Genomic DNA, 17,305 nt, shown 5'->3' on the forward strand with positions numbered 1-17,305 from the left:
TGCGATGCGCTCCGTTCGTTACGCCTGTTTAGGCCTTCTCCTTTCGTCCGCAGCGCTCGCACAGACCTCAGCCGACGCCACTGTTCGCGTCCGGCTACTGAGCCGTCAGTCGCTCACCGAAGCGCGGGTCGAGCCGGTCTCCGGATCAGCACGGGTTCGGGTGGATGGGTCGGACGCCGGCTGGCTGTCCGTCGGCGAGACCGCGACGGTGACGCGAACGGGATCGGGCCTCCGGGTCCGCTTCGGAGGGGCCGACCAGACCGGCCGGACCGTGCGGGTCGAGGGGGAGACCCTGCGATTCCGCTCCGCATCGACGGACCGTCACTACCCCGGCATGCTGGCGTTTGGCGCCTCCGGTAGCCATCTGGAGATCGTGAACCATGCCCCGATGGAGCCCTACGTGGCAAGCGTGGTCCAGAGCGAGTTCGGGTTCGACGTGCTCGAGGGCGCCAAAGCCCAGGCCATCCTCGCCCGCACGTACGCGGCTCGGCGCGCAGGCGCTCACGCCACGTACGACCTCGACGACCACAACGGCTCGCAGGTGTACCGTGGCGTCGGTGCCACGAGTGCGACGAGCACCCGGGCGGCCATGGAGACCCGCGGCGAAGTGCTCACCTACCACGGCGAGTTGGCGGACGCCTACTACTACTCCTCCTCGGGCGGTCACACGGCCGACAACGACGCCGTCTGGAACGGCGCACCGATTCCGTACCTACGAGCCGTCCCAGACCCCTACGACGAAGTCGCCCCCGACTTCCGCTGGCGGACGACGGCGAGCCGGCAGACCGTCCTGTCGGCCCTTCAGCGTCAGTACGGCGGCGACATCCAGGGCGTGGAGGTGCTCCGCCGGTCCCGCTCGAACCGCATCCTGACCATGCGCCTCATCGGCGGGCGGACGGAGACCATTACCGGGGCTCAATTCCGGCGGACCGTCAACAGCGTCGCCGGGGCACGGGTGGTGCGGAGCACCCGGTTCGACCTCTCGGTCGAGGGCGGGAACTACGTCTTTGAGGGTAGCGGCTTCGGGCACGGGGTTGGAATGAGCCAGTACGGTGCCCTCGGGCAGGCCCGCGCGGGTCGGACGTACCGCGACATCCTGGCTCACTACTTCGTGGGGACGGAGGTGCGGTCGGGATCGGGAGCCTCTCCCCTTCCCGTCGCCGCCCGGCCCTCCCCCTCCTCTCCTGAGGTGCTGGCCGATGCGTCCCCGGGAGCGGCCATCCCGCGGCAGCCCTCGGCGCTGCGCACGCGCTACGTCCCCGCCACCGCTCGCCGCTGGCCGACTCCGCGACACATCGCCCACGGGTCTGGGGAGCGAGAGCGTCCGGCGATCGACGGGCGGCCCTCCACCCCGGCCGCCTCGGCCGTGCCGAGCGCAGCGTCGTCTCCTGTGACGGAGACCGAGGAATCGGTCACGCCCCAGCGTCGCGCCGCCTGGTAGCGGGCGCGTCGAGTCCCATCCCCAGGGCCTCACCGGGTCGCCACCAGCCGCGGGCCATCCGCGGCGTCGAGAACGCCCACGCGGCCGTGCCGTCGGCGGCGGCGAGGAGAAGCCCACCGGTAGCCCGCGCCGTACCCGGCCAGCGGACGCGCCGGTCGAGGTCCACCAGCGCCTCGCGCGCGGCCTCGATTGCCCCTCGCTCTACCGACCCGACCGCCCGTGCGCAGAGCTGGGTCGTGAGGATCGCCTCCCCCCAGCCGGTCGCCGAGGCGGCCCCGAAGCCGTCGGCGAAGAAGCCCGCACCGGGGATCGGCGAGTCGCCGACGCGGCCCGGACGGGTGAACGGGGCGCCCCCGGTCGAGGTCGCCGCCGCCAGCCTCCCCTCCGCGTCGCGCACGACGCAGCCGACGGTGCCCCTGGGGACGTCCATCGCCCCCGCGAAGGCGGCGCTGGTGTGGAAGGTGGCATGTTCCGCCAGGCGCGCGTAGCGGTCGGTCTCGCGCGGCACGATCAGCGCGGACGGCGGGACGGACGCGTGGCCACGTTCAGCGGCGAACCGCTCTGCGCCCTCGGCCACCATCAGCCTGGCCAGCCCGTCGGCTCCGAGCAGCGCGTGGGCCGTTCGGACGGGGTTCTTCAGCCGACGCACGTTGGCGACGGCGCCCCATCGAAGCGACGGCCCATCCATGATCCCGGCATCGAGTTGGGGGAGACCATCCCGGTCGAGGACCGCCCCCCGTCCGGCGTCGAAGGCCGGATGGTCCTCCAGGGCTGCCACCACCTCCACGACGGTGTGCACGGCATCCAGGCCGTGCTCAACGGCTCGGCGGCCGACGCGGAGCGCACGCTCCATCCCTTCCAGGTGGGCGTCCGTTTCGTCGAGCGGGATGTCCCAGGCGCCGCCGTGGACGAGCACGAGCGGGCCGTCGCCGGGCACGATGCCCGCGACCGGGTCAGACGAAGTAGCCAAACGCGTTCTCGAAGTGCTCCACCTCGGGCTCCCCGGGGCCGAACTGAACCGCCACCACGTCGAACCGGGTCGGGGACGGGATGAGGCGGCGCTCGTGGAGGAAGGCCTCGGCGACACGCATGATGGCCTCCTGCTTCGGCTTATCGACCGCCGCCTCGGGACGTCCGTAGCCGGTGCCGCTGCGCGCCTTGACCTCGATGAACACGATCATGCCGCCGTCGTTTCGCGGCGTCGGCTCGAAGGCGACGATGTCGACCTCTTCACGGCCCCAGCGGACGTTGCGGTCGAGGATGCGGAATCCCTTCGCCTCCAGAAACGCGACGGCGACGTCCTCTCCGCGGCGACCGATCTCTGCGGTGCTGGCCATCAGCCTTCCTCGCGCGGACGGCGCAGCTTGGACGCGAAGCGCGTCACCCGACGCACCTTCTCGGTGTTGCGCCCGCGCACGAGCGGCAGGAGTGCCTGCGTGAAGCCGTCGAAGACCTCCATGATCTCGACGAGGGCCTCGACGCGATCCGCGAGCGCGGCATCTGCGTCCACCGCCTCGGCGTGGGCGCGGAGATCGTGGGCCACCCCGTCCAGCGCCTCCTGTACGGGCTTGATCTCGCGACGCTGCCGCTCCTCGATGATGGTCGTCGTGATGGTCCAGACGTCCTGCTCGGCCACGAAGTAGTCCTTCCGCGAGCCCGACTGGTGCGTCTTGCGGACGAGGTTCCAGTCCACGAGGCCGCGGAGGTTCATGTTGGCGTTGCCGCGGCTGATCTGGAGCCGCTCCATGATCTCGTCCGTGTCGAGCGGCTGGGCGGTCGCGTAGAGCAGCGCGTGGATCTGCGCCATCGTCCGGTTGATGCCCCAGTGCGAGGCCATCTCCCCCCAGAGCCGCACGAACTCGTCGAGGGCATGGCGGCCTCCGTCGCTGAGCGCGTCGAAGGAACGGAGAGCAGATTCGGAAGCGTCCACGGGAGGGGGGTCTGACTCGTGCAAGATAGCGGGGAGGACAGCGGCGAAGGGGAGCGGTACCTTGTCGGCTCGCCTCCCACCGCCGTGATCGTCACGCTCACCACCGACTTCGGCCTCCGTGACGGGTACGTCGCCGCCATGAAGGGGGCGATGCTCCGACTGGCGCCGTCGCTCCACATGGTGGATGTGACGCACGAGGTCCCGGCCCAAGATGTGATGTCGGCCGGGTTCACGCTGCGGCAGGTCGTCCCGCACTTTCCGGAGGGCACCGTCCACCTCGTCGTGGTGGACCCCGGCGTGGGGACGGCGCGGCGCGCCATCGCGGCCCGGTTCGAGGTCGCCGGCGACACGCACGTGTTCGTGGGCCCGGACAACGGGGTCCTGGCGCTGATCGCGGGCACGGAGCGCGTGACCGAGGCCGTCGAGCTGCCCGTCGCGGCGGAGGCGAGCGCGACCTTCCACGGTCGGGATGTGTTCGGTCCCGCAGCCGCCCGGTTGGCCGCCGGCGCGATGCTCAGCGACGTCGGGTCCCCCATCGACGGCGTCACCCCTCTCCACTGGCCTCAGCCCCGCACCGATGAGCAGGGCGTCTTCGGGATGATCCTCCACGTCGACCAGTTCGGCAACTGCGTCACCAACATCACTCGCGAACAGGTCGAGCGGCACAGCGACGGCCGCCCCTTCAAGTGCTACGCTGGCTCGGCGGTCTTCCGGACCCATCGGGACACGTACGGCGAGGTGGGCGCAGGCGACCCGCTGACCCTGTTCGGCAGCACGGACCTGCTCGAGATCGCCGTCAACCGCGGCCACGCCTCCCGCCTCCTGTCGGTGGAGCGCGGCGACACGGTCCACCTCGTGTTCGACGCGCCGCCGCGACCGGAGCCACTCGCGTCCGAGCTCGCCACCAACGCCTGATGGCCGACCCGACCGTGTCCTCGACCGATGTCGAGTCGCTGCCCGCCTTCGACCGCGTCCAGTCGCGCCCGGGGCCCGCGCCTAGCACCCCCGGCGTGCCCCTCCGCCCGATGTGGCGCCCGCGGACGCTCATCCTGATCGCAGTCGGTCTGTCCCTGGTGGGCGGGCTGGCCTGGTGGCTCTGGCCCTCCCCTTCGACTGCCGACGACGTGTTGCTGCACCTCGTCGAGACCTCAGACTCGTTTATGCCCGAGCGCATGACCACCGAGCCGGACGTGGCGCGGGAGGTGGTGCTCGAAGAACTGGGGTGGGACGTCGCCCCGCCCGACCTGCCGTCGCTGGCGATCGTGGGCGTGGGCGTTCCCTCGATCGGTGCCGTCCAGGTTTCCCCCGCGTCCTCTCCGACCTCGGTTCAGGTCCCGGCCTTTCGATACGAGGGCGCCACCGGTGAGCGCGCGACCGTCTACGCCTACGATTACATCCTGCTCGACCGGGTCGGTGAGGCGTTCGACCTGCCCGAGGGGACGTACGCCGCACTCAGCGAGCCCACCCCCGTCGACTCGCGCGTGGTGGAGGGCCAGTTCGTGATCACGTGGCGGCTGCGTGCCATGATCTTCACGGCCGTCACCCCGGATGAACGCGTGGCGGAACGCATCCGTCAGACCGTGTCGAGCTGAGGGGCCTCCCTCCGCGTGGCGGCATCGGTGGCCCTGTGGGCCGAGTCCAGGTGCCGTCGGTATCTTTCAGAGTAAGCGCTTACGCCTGATCTATGAGCTACTCCACCGTCGGCCCCGCCGACCTCCCGCACCCCTTCGCAGCCGTCCCGGACGACCGGTTCACGCTCCTCGGGGATGTCGTGTCGGCCGAGGTCGTCGGCTCCACGGTCGTCCTCGACTGTGGCGGCCCCCGCCTGGCGGTCTCCCTGCTCGCCTCGGACGTGGCACGGGTGCGCCTGGCGCCGACCGGCGACTTCACCGTGGCCGGCCACGGCGCCGACGCCGACGAGACCCCGTTCTCCTACGCGCTCGATGACCAGACCGCGTGGCCGGGACTCACGCCCGTCCTGATCGACAACGGCTCGGAGTGGACTGTCACCACGGACGCGATGACACTGCGCGTCCGCAAGTCGCCCTGCCGCCTGTCGTTCGAGACGCCGGCGGGGCGCCCGTTCCTTCAGGACTCCGCGGGTGCGGGCTTCGCGGAGGTCGACGGTCGCATGGTGACGCGCTGTTGGAAAACGCTCATCCCAGAAACCCGGTTCTTCGGCCAGGGCGACAAGACGTTCGAGCTGGACCGGGCGGGCCGACAGCTCACGTTCTGGAACGCGGACACATACGCCTATGCGCCAGAGCAGGACCCGATCTACAAGTCGATCCCGTTTTCCCTGGTGCTCGCCCCCGGCGACGATGGATGGACCGGCGCGGGCCTGTTCTTCGACAACTCGTTCCGGTCCGAGATGGATCTCGGGGTGGCGTCGGAGAGCGACTGGTGGTTCGGGGCGGAGGACGGCGAGCTCCGGTACTACGTGTTCGCGCCCGAGGCGGGCGAGGCGGCCGGGCTCAAGCACCCCCTCCGTCGCTACTGCGACCTGACCGGCCACAAGCCGATGCCGGCCAGGTGGTCGCTGGGCTTCCACCAGAGCCGCTGGAACTATCAGGACGACGGGTACGCTCGCTGGATCGCACACGAGTTCCGTCGCCGCGATCTCCCGCTGGAGTGCATCCACCTCGACATCGCCTACATGGACGGCTACCGGGTGTTCACCTGGGACCCGGAGGCGTTCCCCGATCCGAAGGCGCTCACGGACGACCTCAAGGAGCTAGGCGTGAGGACGGTCGTCATCGTGGACCCCGGCGTGAAGGTGGACCCGGACTACTTCGCATACCAGGAAGGGACCACGCGCCGCTTCTTCTGTGAGAACCCGGACGGCACGGACTTCACTGACACCGTCTGGCCCGGCGACGTCCACTGGCCGGACTTTTCGAAGATCGAGGCCCGCATGTGGTGGGGCGAGACCCACAAGCGCTACCTCGACGCGGGCGTGACCGGGTTCTGGAACGACATGAACGAGCCGGCCATCCTCGGCGGGCGCGACTTCCCCGACGAGGTCCGCTTCGCCTTCGAGGACCGCGGGACGGGCCCCACCGACCACCGGGAGGCCCACAACGTGTATGGGCTCCTGATGGCCAAGGCGACCCACGAGGGCCTGCGGACCATACGCCCGGACGAGCGGCCGTTCCTCCTCACCCGCGCCTGCTTCGCGGGCAGCCAGCGGTACGCGGCGGCCTGGACGGGCGACAACGTATCGTCCTGGGAGCACCTGCTGCTCTCGCTCCAGATCTGCCAGAGCCTCTCGCTCTCCGGCCTCGGCTTCTGCGGCCCCGACATCGGCGGGTTCGCGGGGGCCCCGTCGCCGGAGCTCTTTGCCCGCTGGATGCAGGCAGGCGTGCTGTACCCCTTCATGCGGACGCACTACTCCCATGAGGAGATCGACCAGCAGGAGCCCTGGAGCTTCGGCGAGGAGGTCGAGGGCATCTCGCGCCGCTACCTGACGCTCCGCTACCAGCTCCTGCCGACGATCTACTCGGCCTTCGAGCGCTGCACGCGGACCGGCGAGCCGCCCCTGAAGGCGCTCGCCCTGGAGCACCCCGAGGACCCGAACACGCACCGCGGCTGCGACGACCAGATGTACCTCGGCCAGCACCTCATGGCCTGCCCCATCGTCGAGGATGGCGCCCGCCAGCGCGAGGTCTACTTCCCGGACGTGCCCGGCGGCTGGACGGACGTCTGGACCGGAGAGGCCGTCCCGGGCGGTCAGCGCCGCACCGTGGACGCCCCCCTGGACACGTTGCCGCTCTACGGCCGCGCGGGCGGCGTCGTCGCCCTCGACCCGCCGACGCTGTCGACCGCGCTCTCGGCGCCCGGCACCCTCACGCTCTGGGCGTTCCCCGGCACGGGCACCTCGTCGTTCTATTTCGACGACGGCCTGAGCTACGCTCACGAGGGCGGCGACTTCTTCCGCCTCGGCGTCGAAGTGGACGAGGCCGACGGCTTCGGGGCCACGCTGACGCGCGAGGGATCCTACGGGCTGCCCCACCACCGGATCGAGTGGCGGATCCCGCTCTCCGGCCTCGGCGACGCGCACCACGTCACCGTCGACGGCGTGACCATCGACAGCAGCGAGACCGACCCGGACGCCGACACCACCACCTTCGAGGACGGCCCCTGGCGGGTCGTCCGCACCCGCACCGACGTGACCCGCGTCGAGGTCCGCTAGCCGATCTCCCCATGTCGTCCCCCCTCCCCGCGCCGACCGAAGCGGTCGGCGTGCTCGCTGTCTCTACCCCCGTCGGGACGCTCCACGTCGATGCTCTCTCGGACACGGTGCTCCGGGTCCGGCTCGTCCGCGACGGCGGGACGCTCTCCGACCGGCTCTCGTACGCCATCGACCCCGAGGCTCGGTGGGACGGGCCGAGCGAGTGGGTCGTCCGCGAGGGCGACTGGACCGAGGCCGAAACGGCGGCGCTCCAGATCCGCGTCGAGGCGGAGTCGGGCGCGTTCGTGGTGACCGACCGGCACAGCGGCCACGTGCTCGTCGAGACCGGTCGGCTGGTGGCCGAGGGCGTCGGCCACTCGGTACGCCTGCACAGCGCGGACCGGCTCTTCGGGCTGGGAGACAAGGCCTTCCGCCTGGACCGCCGCGGCCACGCGGTCACGCTCTGGAACACGGACGCCTTCAAGTACCAGCGGGGCACGGACCCGCTCTACAAGTCGGTGCCGTTCGTCCTCAAGCAGGGCGCCGAGACCAACGTCGGGCTGTTCTACGACAACACGTTCCGCAGCCGCTTCGACCTCGGCGCGTGGATGGACGACTGGCTCCACTACGAGTCGGCCGGGGGCGACCTCGATCTGTACATCCTCCACGCCCCGACCGCCCTCGGCGTCGTGGAGAGCTACGCCCGCCTGACCGGCCGGACCCCGATGCTGCCGAAGTGGGCGCTCGGATACCACCAGTGCCGGTACTCGTACATGGACGAGGCCGACATCCGGGGCGTCGCGGAGGGCTTCCGGTCGCGCGACATCCCGTGCGACGCGCTCTACTTCGACATCCACTACATGGACGGCTACCGGGTGTTCACGTGGGACCGTGAGCGCTTCCCGGATCCCCCGGCCCTGATCGGCGACCTCGCCTCCGACGGCTTCCGCTCGGTCGTGATCGTCGACCCCGGCGTCAAGGCGGATGATCCGGACTACGACGTCTACCAGCGAGGGCAGGACATCGACGCGTACGTGACCTACCCGGACGGTGGCGAAGTGCACGGCGAAGTGTGGCCCGGCCGCTGCGCCTTCCCCGACTTCACCGCCCCGCACGTCCGCGACTGGTGGGGTGCGTTGCACGGTGGGCTGGTCCGTGACGGCGTGGCGGGCTTCTGGAACGACATGAACGAGCCCGCGCTCTTTAGCGTCGCCCACGTCGAGGGCTCGATGAACGCCGAGGAGGGCGTGGGCACGATCCCGTTGGACGCGCGGCACGCGATGGAGGGCGCCGGCGGGACGCACGCCGAGGCGCACAACGTCTATGGCATGCAGATGCAGCGCGCGACCTACGACGGGCTCCGCGAGCTCGCGCCGACGCGCCGCCCGTTCACGATCACGCGCGCCTCGTACGCCGGCGCGCAGCGGTTCGGGACCAGTTGGACCGGTGACAACACAGCCACGTGGGACCACCTCACGCTCGCCGTCCAGACCTGTCTGTCGCTGGGCGTCTCCGGCATGACGTTCACCGGAACCGACGTGGGCGGCTTCGTGGGGACGCCGTCGGGCGAGTTGCTCGCGCGCTGGACCCAGGTGGGCGCGCTGACGCCCCTGTTCCGCAACCACTCCGCGGTCGACACGCCGCGGCAGGAGCCGTGGCTCTTCGGCGAGGAGGTCGAGCGGGTCTGCAAGGAGGCCATCGAGCTGCGATACCGCCTCCTGCCCGTGCTGTACACGGCGCTCTGGCAGGCCGCCGCCCACGGTACGCCCATGCTGCGGCCGCTCCCGCTCGTCCACCCCGACGACGCGACGATCCGCGGCACGAGCCCGCTCGGGTTCTACGTCGGCGACCACCTGCTGGCGCACCCGGTGCTCGTGGAAGGCCAGACCGAGCGGGAGGTCTACCTGCCGGAGGCTGACGGAGGCTGGTTCGACCTCCACACGTCGGAATGGCACGCGGGACGCCAGACGCTCTGGACCGACACGCCGCTGGACCGGATCCCTCTGTACGTCCGCGCGGGGGCGGTGCTTCCGCTGGCCCCGGTCCGCCCTCACACCGGCGTACCCGTCGAGCGGCTGACGCTGCACGTGTTCCCGGCCGTCGGCCGCACGACCTCGTGGCTCTTCGAGGACGAGGGCGACGGCTACGGCGACACCTGGGTCGGCCGGCTGGACCTGTCGGATGACGGCGAGACCCTCGGCGTCACCTGCGCAGCGACCGGTCGTCACGAGCCCGAATGGGTCGCCTGGGAGGTCGTCATCCACGGACTCGCTGGCGCCCCTGCGCTCGTGAGCGTTGACGGAGCCGAGGTCGAGGCGACGTGGGACGGCGCGGCCCGGTTCACCGTCCCGGTGGGCGCGTCCTTCGAGATCCAGAGAGGATGACGGCGGTCGGGAACGCGCGGCCCCCGCAGATGCGTTCTGGCTCCGTCATGACCCGATCCCCGCTCTTCTCGCTCCTCGCACTGGCCCTCGGGCTGGCCCTGTGGGGCTGCGGCACGCCGTCCCCGGTCGGCCAGCGCGTGCCCGACTTCACCGAGGCGGAGGGGACTGCGCCGGGCGCCTTCGACCCCGAGGCGTTCAACTTCTTGATCGTCGGCGACTGGGGCCGGAACGGCTTCTTCAATCAGGCGGAGGTGGCCGACGCGATGGGGCGCGTGGGCGCCTCCATCGAGAGCCGGTTCACGATCTCGACCGGCGACAACTTCTACCTCGCGGGCGTGACCGGCGTAGACGACGTGAAGTGGGACCGGTCCTTCGAGTCGATCTACACGGCGGCGTCGCTGCAGAGCCGCTGGTACTCGGTCCTCGGCAACCACGACTGGCAGGGCGACGTGCCCGCCCAGATCGCGTACACCGAGCTCAGCGATCGGTGGTACATGCCCGCGCAGTACTTCGCCGAGACGCTGGCGCTGGACGACGGCACCCAGGTGTTGTTCGTCTTCCTCGACACCTCCCCGCTGGCGTACCCGGAGACTTACCAGGCGCGCTTCTCCGACTCGGGCGATTGGGACGCCGACGACCAACTGGTCTGGCTGGACCGCACGCTGGCCAACTCGGAGGCGCAGTGGAAAATCGTCGTCGGCCACCACCCGATCTACGTCGGCTCGGTGCGCTACTCCGACAACGAGCGACTCGTCGAACGCCTCGTGCCGCTCATGGAGCGGCATGGTGTACAGGCCTACTTCGCCGGGCACGACCACAACCTCCAGCACCACCGCCCCGACGGCTCCTCGGTGGACTACTTCGTGTCGGGCGCAGGGTCCCTCACGCGCGAGGTGGTCGAGACCCCGAACACCCTGTTCGCCCTGCGGACGCCCGGCTTCATGGCCGTGTCGATGTCGCCGACGACCATGAAAGTCCAGGCCTTCGACGAGGACGAGGCGCTCGTCTACGCCGCCGACGTTCCACTCCGGCGAGGCTCCCGCCTGGACCTCCCCTTCGGCCTCGGGTCGGAGTAGGCACGCCTCAGCGGCTCCCGGAGCGGCGGGAGGCGCGACGCCCGGCGGTCCGGCGGATCATCTCGTCGTAGGCCTGCTGGCAGAGCCAGTCGCTGCCGTCGGTGTAGGCCGGGCGGACGTAGTAGGTCCCGGCACGGTGGATGGGGGTCCCGTAGGCGACGCACACCGCCCCCTCCGGTGGCGCGTCCGGCAACCGGCGTCGGCGCCAGCGAACGCGACGCCACGCTCGGTCGGCGAGGGCGTCCCAGTAGGCCTCGTCGTGGCCGGGGCGGACCGACGGCACGGTCAGGACCGCGTCCGCCGGCGCACCGCGGCGACCTCGTCGTCGTCCTCCGGGTCCTCGAGCGCGTCGGCGAGCACGCCGGGATCCAGCCGTGGCTCGGCCCGCGCCTCGGTCAGTTCGTCGAGGCGGTCGTGGAGTGGGGCCACGGCGTCCTCGACGGCCTCCTGGATCAGGCGTTGCAGGTCGCTCGCTCGGAGCCCGTCCCCTCCCTTCGAGTCCATCGCGGCATACTTGGCCTTCTTCACAGTGGTCACCGCCTGCACGATGATGGCAGGCAGGATGACGAAGATGGAAACGATGGCGACGATCTCTGCCACGGGTACAAGGGCGGGTGGGAACGCGGGTACGCCCCACCCCGCGTACGGTTACGGCTGGAAGAGGAACAGCGTGTCGTACAGCCCGACGCTGCCGCGGTCGACCACCAGCTTCTGATGCTCCGGCCGAGTGTCTCGCCCGGTGAGGATGGTGCGCCCGTCGTCGCCGATGTCCCCCACGAACCGCGTGTAGAGGTAGTGGCTCAACTCCAGCGCCGTGACACCGCCGTTGGCATCCTCGTCGGCCCGGCGCTCCGCGATGGCGTCAGAGAAGAAGCGCGACAGGTAGCCGCCCGCTTCGAACTTGACCGCGATGGCCGAGATCACGTCCTCCTCGGACGAGAACAGCCCCATCCGCCCCGGCCGGCTGATGACATCCTTCGAGAACCCGCCCGAGTAGCAGGCGTCGATCACGATCAGCTGGCGGGACGAGGGGATGCGCGCGAAGAGGACATCCGCCTCGTCGTCCAGCAGCTCCGCGTCGAACAACTCGATCGACTCGTCGAGGTTGTCGGGGTCGGAGCGCTGGTATGCGGTCCGGGTGTACTGGCCGCCGTGGCCCGAGTAGAAGAACACGAACAGCGTCCGGTCGTCGCTGGTCGCTGCGAGCCGGTCGACGGCCTCGCGGACGTTGCCCACGGTCGCGTCGCGATCGGTCAGCAGGATGCCGTCCTCGGGGCTCATACCCGCCTGGATCATGGCCTCGCGGGCGTTGACGGCGTCCTCGGCGGTCCACCGCAGGTCCGACAGGCCGGGCCGGTCGTAGTCGCTGACGCCGACGAAGAGGCCCACCATCCGGTCGTACGCCGGCGGATCCGGCAGGAGGGCATCCAGCTGGGAGACGTGGATCGTGTACGGCCCCGTCTCCCCGCCTCGGTAGCTCGTCGCGAGCACTCGGTAGCGCCCGGACTCGGGCATCGCGAACTCGACCACCGAGCGCGACTGGTCGCCCTCGAAGTCGTCGTTGGTGAGCCGCTCGCCCGACGGCGTCTCGACGATCAGGAACGTGTCGAAGGCCGTGCTCGACATCTCGACGCGAACGGGCTCCCCGGCGTCACCGTCGAACGTGTGGACCTCCAGGTACTTGCCGGAGTCGAACCGCTGGTCGGACGGGTCAAGCGCGCCGGTGAGCGTCTCGTCGAGCGTGAGGGCGCTATTGCGCTGGCTGTAGACGGGTCGCACGACCGGGTCCGGGCCGTCGTCCTCGGATGGCAGCGGGGTGCCGAAGCGCTCGCTGAGGTCGATGGCGAGGTCGTACGCCCCGGTCTCGTCGGCCGCGTACGACGTGACGTAGACGGTGTAGGTCCCCGGCTCGGTCAGGTCCGCCTCGATGCGCGAGTGGCCGACGCGGCCTCCGCCGTCGTCGTCCTGGAGGCCCTCGCCGCGCGGCGGGTCGAGGACGAGGTAGGTGTCGAAGTCATCGCTCGTCAGGTCCAGGCGGAGCCGCTGGCCAGGCACGCCGGTGAACGTGTACTTGTCGACGTACTCGCCCGCCTCCAGGCGGTCGTCGCCCGCGGCGAGCGCGCCGCTCTCCCGACGAATGCCATCGGCCGTCAGCCCGTCGGCCGGGCCGTCGGTCTGGAGCGTGAGCCGGTACGGGCCGACTTCGCCGACGGCGTAGCTCGTCACGTCGATGAGGTACTCGGCACCCGGCTCGGTGTCCACGACCAGCAGGGACCGCGTCAGCGAGCCCTCGTGGTCGTCGTTGTCGACCTGCTCGCCGTTCGGCAGCCGAACGATCAGGTAGGGATCGAAGGCGTCCGAGGTCAGGTCCGCCACCAACGGCCCACCGGTCCCGCGGACGGTGTACCGGTCGACGTACTCGCCCGAGGTGAGCGTCCCGTCGCCGTCCGCGAGCGCCCCGACCTCCTGTCGCGAACCATCCCTGACAGCGTCCTCCCTCCCCCGGATGACGGACAGTACGTAGTCGCCCATCTCGTCGGGGAGGTAGCTCGTCACGAGCACCTGCCACGTGCCCGCCTCGGCCGCGACCACGTCGAGGCAGGAGCGTGATAAATCGCCGTCGCAGTCGTCGTTGTCCTCCTGTGTGCCGTCGGGCGCCTTGACGATCAGGTAGGGGTCCAGGTCGGCGGAGAACAACTCGACGCGCACCCGCTCCCCGGCAGCGAGTTGCAGGTCGTGCCGGTCGACGTACTCGCCTGAGGTGAGGGTCTCGTCGCCGTCCCCCAGCGTCCCCTCCGACACGTCGCCCGTGGTCGGCATGGAGACCGGTCCGCCGCCCGTAGACAGCACGAGCGTGTAGGCGCCGGTCTCGCCCGGCGCGTAGCTGGTAACGAGCACGCGCACGGTGCCCGAAACGTCGGCCACGAGCGTCGCGCAGGACCGACTGGTGTCCCCTTCCGTGCAGTCGTCGTTGTCCTCCTGCTCGCCAGACGGGGAGACCAGAATGACGTAGGAGTCGAAGTCCGAGGAGGTGACGACCGCCGAGACCTCCTCGCCCGCCGTCACATCGATGGTGTAGGCGTCCCGGTACTCGCCCGATTCGAGGGTCTCGTCCCCGCTGTCGAGCGATCCGGTGTACGTCTGGGCAGTCGCGCCGGCTGCGAGGAACAGGAGCGTAAGCGTGAGGAGCGAACGGAGCATGGCAGGAGCGGTGGCTGAGCCAAAAGTACAGGGCTCGCTCGACATGCTCCTCCCCTGTGGAGGCGAGGACCGGCGGCCGTGGGTCTGTTTGCCGCCGCTTGTTGTCCTCGCGTCACGCGGACCGGCCGTCGTCAGGCGCGGGCCCGTCGCGGCGCGTCCGCCCAGTCGTCTGCCTCGGCGCTCGGGTCGATCACCCCCGCAAGCACGGCCGGATCGATACGGTCGAGCGCCTCGTTTTCGTCCGTCAGGATGGCCTCCAGCACTTCGACGCGGCGGAGCAGCGGCGCGGTCGCCTCCTCGACGGAGACCGCGACCAGCGCTTCCAGTTCGCTTTTCCGGATTCCGGAGCCCCCCTTTCCGGCCGAACGGGACCCCGCGGTCTTGACCTTGGCGATGCCGGAGAACACGACCCACGGCAGGCCGATAAAGATCGAGAGCAAGGCGACGACTTCTGCAGCTGGCATGATGGCGGAGGGTGTGATCCTCCGCCCTACGGGGCCCGGAAGCCGACGTTGCGCCCGACCACGCCTCAGGAGAAGGCGTTGATGCCGGTGGCCTCCATGCCGAGCACCAGCGTGTGCACCTCGTCGGTGCCCTCGTAGGTGACGACGGACTCGAGGTTGGCCATGTGGCGCATCACCGGGTAGATGCCGAGGACGCCGTTGCCGCCGAGCAACTGGCGGCTCTGCCGCGCGACGGCGAGCGCCGTGCGGACGTTGTCGCGCTTGGCGAGCGAGACGTGGGCCGGGCGCATCGTGCCCTCGTCCTTCATCCGGCCGAGACGCCAGCCGACGAGCTGGGCCTTCGTGATCTCGGCCAGCATGTCGGCGATGTGGTTCTGGACCAGTTGGAAGCCGGCGATGGGCTTGCCGAACTGGACGCGCGAGGTCGTGTGCTGGAGCGCCGCGTCGTAGCACGAGAGCGCTGCGCCGATCACGCCCCAGGCGATGCCGTAGCGGGCCTGGGTGAGGCACGAGAGCGGCCCCTTGAGCCCCTTCACGTTCGGCAGCATCGCCGAGGCGGGCACCCGCACCTCGTCGAGGACAACCTCGCTGGTCACGGCGGCCCGCAGCGACCACTTGTCCATGATGCGCGGCGTCGACACGCCGCGCAGATCGGTCTCGACCAGGAAGCCGCGGACCTCACCCTCGTCGTCCTTCGCCCAGACGACCGCCACGTCGGCGATGGACGCGTTCGTGCTCCAGCGCTTGTGGCCCGTCAGGATGTAGTCGTCGCCGTCCCGGACCGCGCGCGTCTGCATCGCTCCGGGGTTCGAGCCGACGTTGGGCTCCGTCAGCGCGAAACAGCCGATGGCCTCGGCCGTCGCCAGCCGGGGCAGCCAGTGGCGCTTCTGCTCCTCCGACCCATAGGTGTAGATCGGGTACATGACGAGCGAACCCATCACGGAGCAGAACGACCGCAGGCCGCTGTCGGCACGCTCGACCTCCTGCATCATCAGCCCGTAGGTCACAGAGGAGGCGCCGAGGCCGCCGTACTCGGTCGGGATGGTCGGGCCGATCACGCCCATCGACGCCAGGTCGCGAGCGGTGGCCATCGGGAAGGTCAGCGCCTGGGCGTGCTGCTCGATGACCGGGAGGACCGCCTCGGTGACGTAGGCGCGGACCCGGTCGCGGTGCGCTTTCTCGTCGTCGGTCAGCAGGTCGTCGATCCGGTAGAAGTCGAGCCCCTGGAAGGCCGACGGGTCGTAGGCGCCGTTGTCGACGCCGTCCGGCTCGTAGCCGAGGCCGCGGAAGGCCGACGGATCGCCGGACTGGCCTTCGTCCTGAAGATCCAGGTTGGGGCCGCCGTCTCCGGAGGTCACGAGCGAGGGGGTGCGGATGGGGGTGGAGGCGTCGGACATGGACCGTACTTTCGAGGCGTGGGGGGAGCGCAGAACGCGCGTCCGCCAACGTACGTCCCAGCCCTCGCCGGTCTTCCCATGCGCTTCCTGATCCTCGCCCTCTCCGTCGTTCTCTCCGCCGCCGCGGCCGACGCGCAGCGCGGCTCGGTCGCCCCACGCTACGGGGCGGGCTTCGACGTCGCGACCGCGGTCCTCGGACAGGACGTCATTCCGGACGGCCCCTCGATCGGCATCCGCGGGCGCGTCGCGATCCCCGTCAACGCAGACCTGTCGGTGGCGGGCAGCCTCGGGCTGGGGGCGCACCTGTTCGGGGGCTCGGACGACACGCGCTACGTCCTCAATCCGCAGGTGTCGGTCATCGTGATGCTGCCCTCCGACGGCTCGGCGCGCTACGTGCTGGGCGGCTTCGGAGGCTTCCTGCCCTTCAGCGGCGGCGGCGGCGGCCCCTCCCTCCACCTCGGCTACGGCATCGCGATCCCGCTGACCGACACGTCGCTGTATGCGGAGGTGGATCCGTCGCTGGTCATCGGCGACACGGAGGTGGTCCCGGTGCTGGCGGTCCGCACGGGCGTCATTTTTTAGACTGCAATAACGGGCTCAACGGACCCTGCGGAGGATCGACTGGAGCCGTTCGTGGTCGTCATCCAGGAGCCGGGCCAGTGCGCGTCCGGCGTCGACCAGCACGGCCTCGCCGTCGGCCCCTCCACCGTGCGCCTCGTAGAGGTTGCGGAGCGCGGCGGCCAGCAGGTCGTCTGCGGGGACGGCCGGGTCGGGGTGCCGGGCCAACGTCCGCAACACGTCGAATGGCTGCGCGAGCGCGGCGACGGCATCGGGACCACACACGCGGACGCGGTCGTGCAGCGCAGCCGGACGGGGCGGCAGCGTCTGGCGGACGAGCGGGCGTCCCTCGACCTTCTTCTGCCCATCCCAGTACGCCAACACCTGCGCGCGGACGGTCGTGCGGACCAGCTCCAGGATCTGGGGCATCTCGCGCCGGATGCGGTCGCGGTCGTAGTGCGCCCCGAGCGCGACCGCCTGCCGACCGGGCTCGACGCTGCCGGTCTCGGCATGGCTCACCAGCCCGTAGAGCACCATGCCGTCCTCGGTTTCGATCTCGACCCACGAGCCGAATGCAGGGACCTGCGCCTCGACGTAGACCTCCGCGAGGATCTCGCGGGTGCTGGAGGCGATGACTTCGGCGACAGGGTGCGAGGACTCAGACAACAGATATCGGGGGAGGG

The 17,305-nt window shown here is 70.5% G+C and carries 16 protein-coding genes; 7 read left to right on the forward strand and 9 right to left on the reverse strand.

Annotated features, from left to right (window positions below):
* Window positions 1-4: 4 nt before the first annotated feature.
* Entirely contained in the window at window positions 5-1,441 is a 1,437-nt protein-coding gene (locus B1759_RS00365; protein ID WP_095513047.1) for a SpoIID/LytB domain-containing protein, read from the forward strand.
* Here B1759_RS00365 and B1759_RS00370 read toward each other — a convergent pair.
* The 3 genes from B1759_RS00370 to B1759_RS00380 are packed head-to-tail and all read right to left on the reverse strand — an operon-like array spanning window position 1,413 to window position 3,371.
* The gene (locus B1759_RS00370; protein WP_095513048.1) at window positions 1,413-2,411 is read right to left on the reverse strand and encodes an isoaspartyl peptidase/L-asparaginase; all 999 of its coding nucleotides are present in this window, start codon (window positions 2,409-2,411) and stop codon (window positions 1,413-1,415) included. The genes B1759_RS00365 and B1759_RS00370 overlap by 29 nt on opposite strands.
* Window positions 2,395-2,778 (reverse strand): YraN family protein, encoded by a 384-nt coding sequence (locus tag B1759_RS00375; protein WP_095513049.1) that lies wholly within the window; start codon window positions 2,776-2,778, stop codon window positions 2,395-2,397. The genes B1759_RS00370 and B1759_RS00375 overlap by 17 nt, the downstream gene beginning before the upstream one ends.
* Window positions 2,778-3,371: a GbsR/MarR family transcriptional regulator gene (locus B1759_RS00380; RefSeq protein WP_198948702.1), complete on the reverse strand. Its 594-nt coding sequence runs from the start codon at window positions 3,369-3,371 to the stop codon at window positions 2,778-2,780. The genes B1759_RS00375 and B1759_RS00380 overlap by 1 nt, the downstream gene beginning before the upstream one ends.
* An 84-nt stretch (window positions 3,372-3,455) precedes the next feature.
* Here B1759_RS00380 and B1759_RS00385 point away from each other — a divergent pair, with 84 nt between their 5' ends.
* The 5 genes from B1759_RS00385 (at window position 3,456) to B1759_RS00405 (ending at window position 11,002) form a co-directional block, all read left to right on the forward strand.
* Complete coding sequence (locus B1759_RS00385) at window positions 3,456-4,286, forward strand: S-adenosyl-l-methionine hydroxide adenosyltransferase family protein (RefSeq protein ID WP_095513050.1); 831 nt, start codon at window positions 3,456-3,458, stop codon at window positions 4,284-4,286.
* A complete protein-coding gene (locus B1759_RS00390) occupies window positions 4,286-4,963 on the forward strand; it encodes a hypothetical protein (RefSeq protein ID WP_095513051.1) in 678 nt (225 codons plus the stop codon). The genes B1759_RS00385 and B1759_RS00390 overlap by 1 nt, the downstream gene beginning before the upstream one ends.
* Before the next feature lie 92 nt (window positions 4,964-5,055).
* Window positions 5,056-7,563 carry a glycoside hydrolase family 31 protein gene (locus B1759_RS00395; RefSeq protein WP_095513052.1) on the forward strand — a complete coding sequence of 836 codons (2,508 nt, stop codon included), beginning with the start codon at window positions 5,056-5,058 and terminating at the stop codon, window positions 7,561-7,563.
* Window positions 7,564-7,574: 11 nt separating this feature from the next.
* A complete protein-coding gene (locus B1759_RS00400) occupies window positions 7,575-9,926 on the forward strand; it encodes a TIM-barrel domain-containing protein (RefSeq protein WP_095513053.1) in 2,352 nt (783 codons plus the stop codon).
* 47 nt (window positions 9,927-9,973) lie between these two features.
* On the forward strand, window positions 9,974-11,002 hold the full coding sequence (locus B1759_RS00405) for a tartrate-resistant acid phosphatase type 5 family protein (protein ID WP_158225037.1): 1,029 nt from the start codon (window positions 9,974-9,976) through the stop codon (window positions 11,000-11,002).
* A 7-nt stretch (window positions 11,003-11,009) separates the two neighbouring features.
* On the opposite strand, the gene B1759_RS00410 is transcribed toward B1759_RS00405, so the two are convergent.
* The 5 genes from B1759_RS00410 to B1759_RS00430 all read right to left on the reverse strand — a co-directional run bounded on the left by B1759_RS00410 (window position 11,010) and on the right by B1759_RS00430 (window position 16,064).
* A complete protein-coding gene (locus B1759_RS00410; protein ID WP_095513055.1) occupies window positions 11,010-11,285 on the reverse strand; it encodes a hypothetical protein in 276 nt (91 codons plus the stop codon).
* Between the two features lie 2 nt (window positions 11,286-11,287).
* On the reverse strand, window positions 11,288-11,602 hold the full coding sequence (locus B1759_RS00415) for a hypothetical protein (protein ID WP_095513056.1): 315 nt from the start codon (window positions 11,600-11,602) through the stop codon (window positions 11,288-11,290).
* A gap of 48 nt (window positions 11,603-11,650) precedes the next feature.
* Entirely contained in the window at window positions 11,651-14,203 is a 2,553-nt protein-coding gene (locus tag B1759_RS00420) for a caspase family protein (RefSeq protein ID WP_095513057.1), read from the reverse strand.
* 131 nt (window positions 14,204-14,334) lie between these two features.
* The gene (locus B1759_RS00425; RefSeq protein ID WP_233134376.1) at window positions 14,335-14,667 is read right to left on the reverse strand and encodes a hypothetical protein; all 333 of its coding nucleotides are present in this window, start codon (window positions 14,665-14,667) and stop codon (window positions 14,335-14,337) included.
* 65 nt (window positions 14,668-14,732) lie between these two features.
* Window positions 14,733-16,064, reverse strand: a complete 1,332-nt coding sequence (locus B1759_RS00430) for an acyl-CoA dehydrogenase family protein (RefSeq protein ID WP_095513059.1) — start codon at window positions 16,062-16,064, stop codon at window positions 14,733-14,735.
* Between the two features lie 78 nt (window positions 16,065-16,142).
* Here B1759_RS00430 and B1759_RS00435 point away from each other — a divergent pair, with 78 nt between their 5' ends.
* A complete protein-coding gene (locus tag B1759_RS00435) occupies window positions 16,143-16,646 on the forward strand; it encodes a hypothetical protein (protein WP_095513060.1) in 504 nt (167 codons plus the stop codon).
* 15 nt (window positions 16,647-16,661) lie between these two features.
* Here the strand turns inward: B1759_RS00435 and B1759_RS00440 are convergent, their stop codons facing one another.
* Window positions 16,662-17,288, reverse strand: coding sequence for a hypothetical protein (locus tag B1759_RS00440; RefSeq protein WP_198948703.1), 627 nt, complete (start codon window positions 17,286-17,288; stop codon window positions 16,662-16,664).
* Between the last annotated feature and the right edge of the window lie 17 nt (window positions 17,289-17,305).

Origin of the sequence: Rubrivirga sp. SAORIC476 (assembly GCF_002283555.1) — a bacterium.
Taxonomy (GTDB): domain Bacteria; phylum Bacteroidota; class Rhodothermia; order Rhodothermales; family Rubricoccaceae; genus Rubrivirga.

Coding starts and splice junctions, on each gene's coding strand:
- B1759_RS00365 (WP_095513047.1), top strand. CDS start 5: ATGCGCTCCGTTCGTTACGCCTGTTTAGGCCTTCTCCTTTCGTCCGCA.
- B1759_RS00375 (WP_095513049.1), bottom strand. CDS start 2,778: ATGGCCAGCACCGCAGAGATCGGTCGCCGCGGAGAGGACGTCGCCGTC.
- B1759_RS00390 (WP_095513051.1), top strand. CDS start 4,286: ATGGCCGACCCGACCGTGTCCTCGACCGATGTCGAGTCGCTGCCCGCC.
- B1759_RS00395 (WP_095513052.1), top strand. CDS start 5,056: ATGAGCTACTCCACCGTCGGCCCCGCCGACCTCCCGCACCCCTTCGCA.
- B1759_RS00400 (WP_095513053.1), top strand. CDS start 7,575: ATGTCGTCCCCCCTCCCCGCGCCGACCGAAGCGGTCGGCGTGCTCGCT.
- B1759_RS00405 (WP_158225037.1), top strand. CDS start 9,974: ATGACCCGATCCCCGCTCTTCTCGCTCCTCGCACTGGCCCTCGGGCTG.
- B1759_RS00420 (WP_095513057.1), bottom strand. CDS start 14,203: ATGCTCCGTTCGCTCCTCACGCTTACGCTCCTGTTCCTCGCAGCCGGC.
- B1759_RS00425 (WP_233134376.1), bottom strand. CDS start 14,667: ATGCCAGCTGCAGAAGTCGTCGCCTTGCTCTCGATCTTTATCGGCCTG.
- B1759_RS00430 (WP_095513059.1), bottom strand. CDS start 16,064: ATGTCCGACGCCTCCACCCCCATCCGCACCCCCTCGCTCGTGACCTCC.
- B1759_RS00435 (WP_095513060.1), top strand. CDS start 16,143: ATGCGCTTCCTGATCCTCGCCCTCTCCGTCGTTCTCTCCGCCGCCGCG.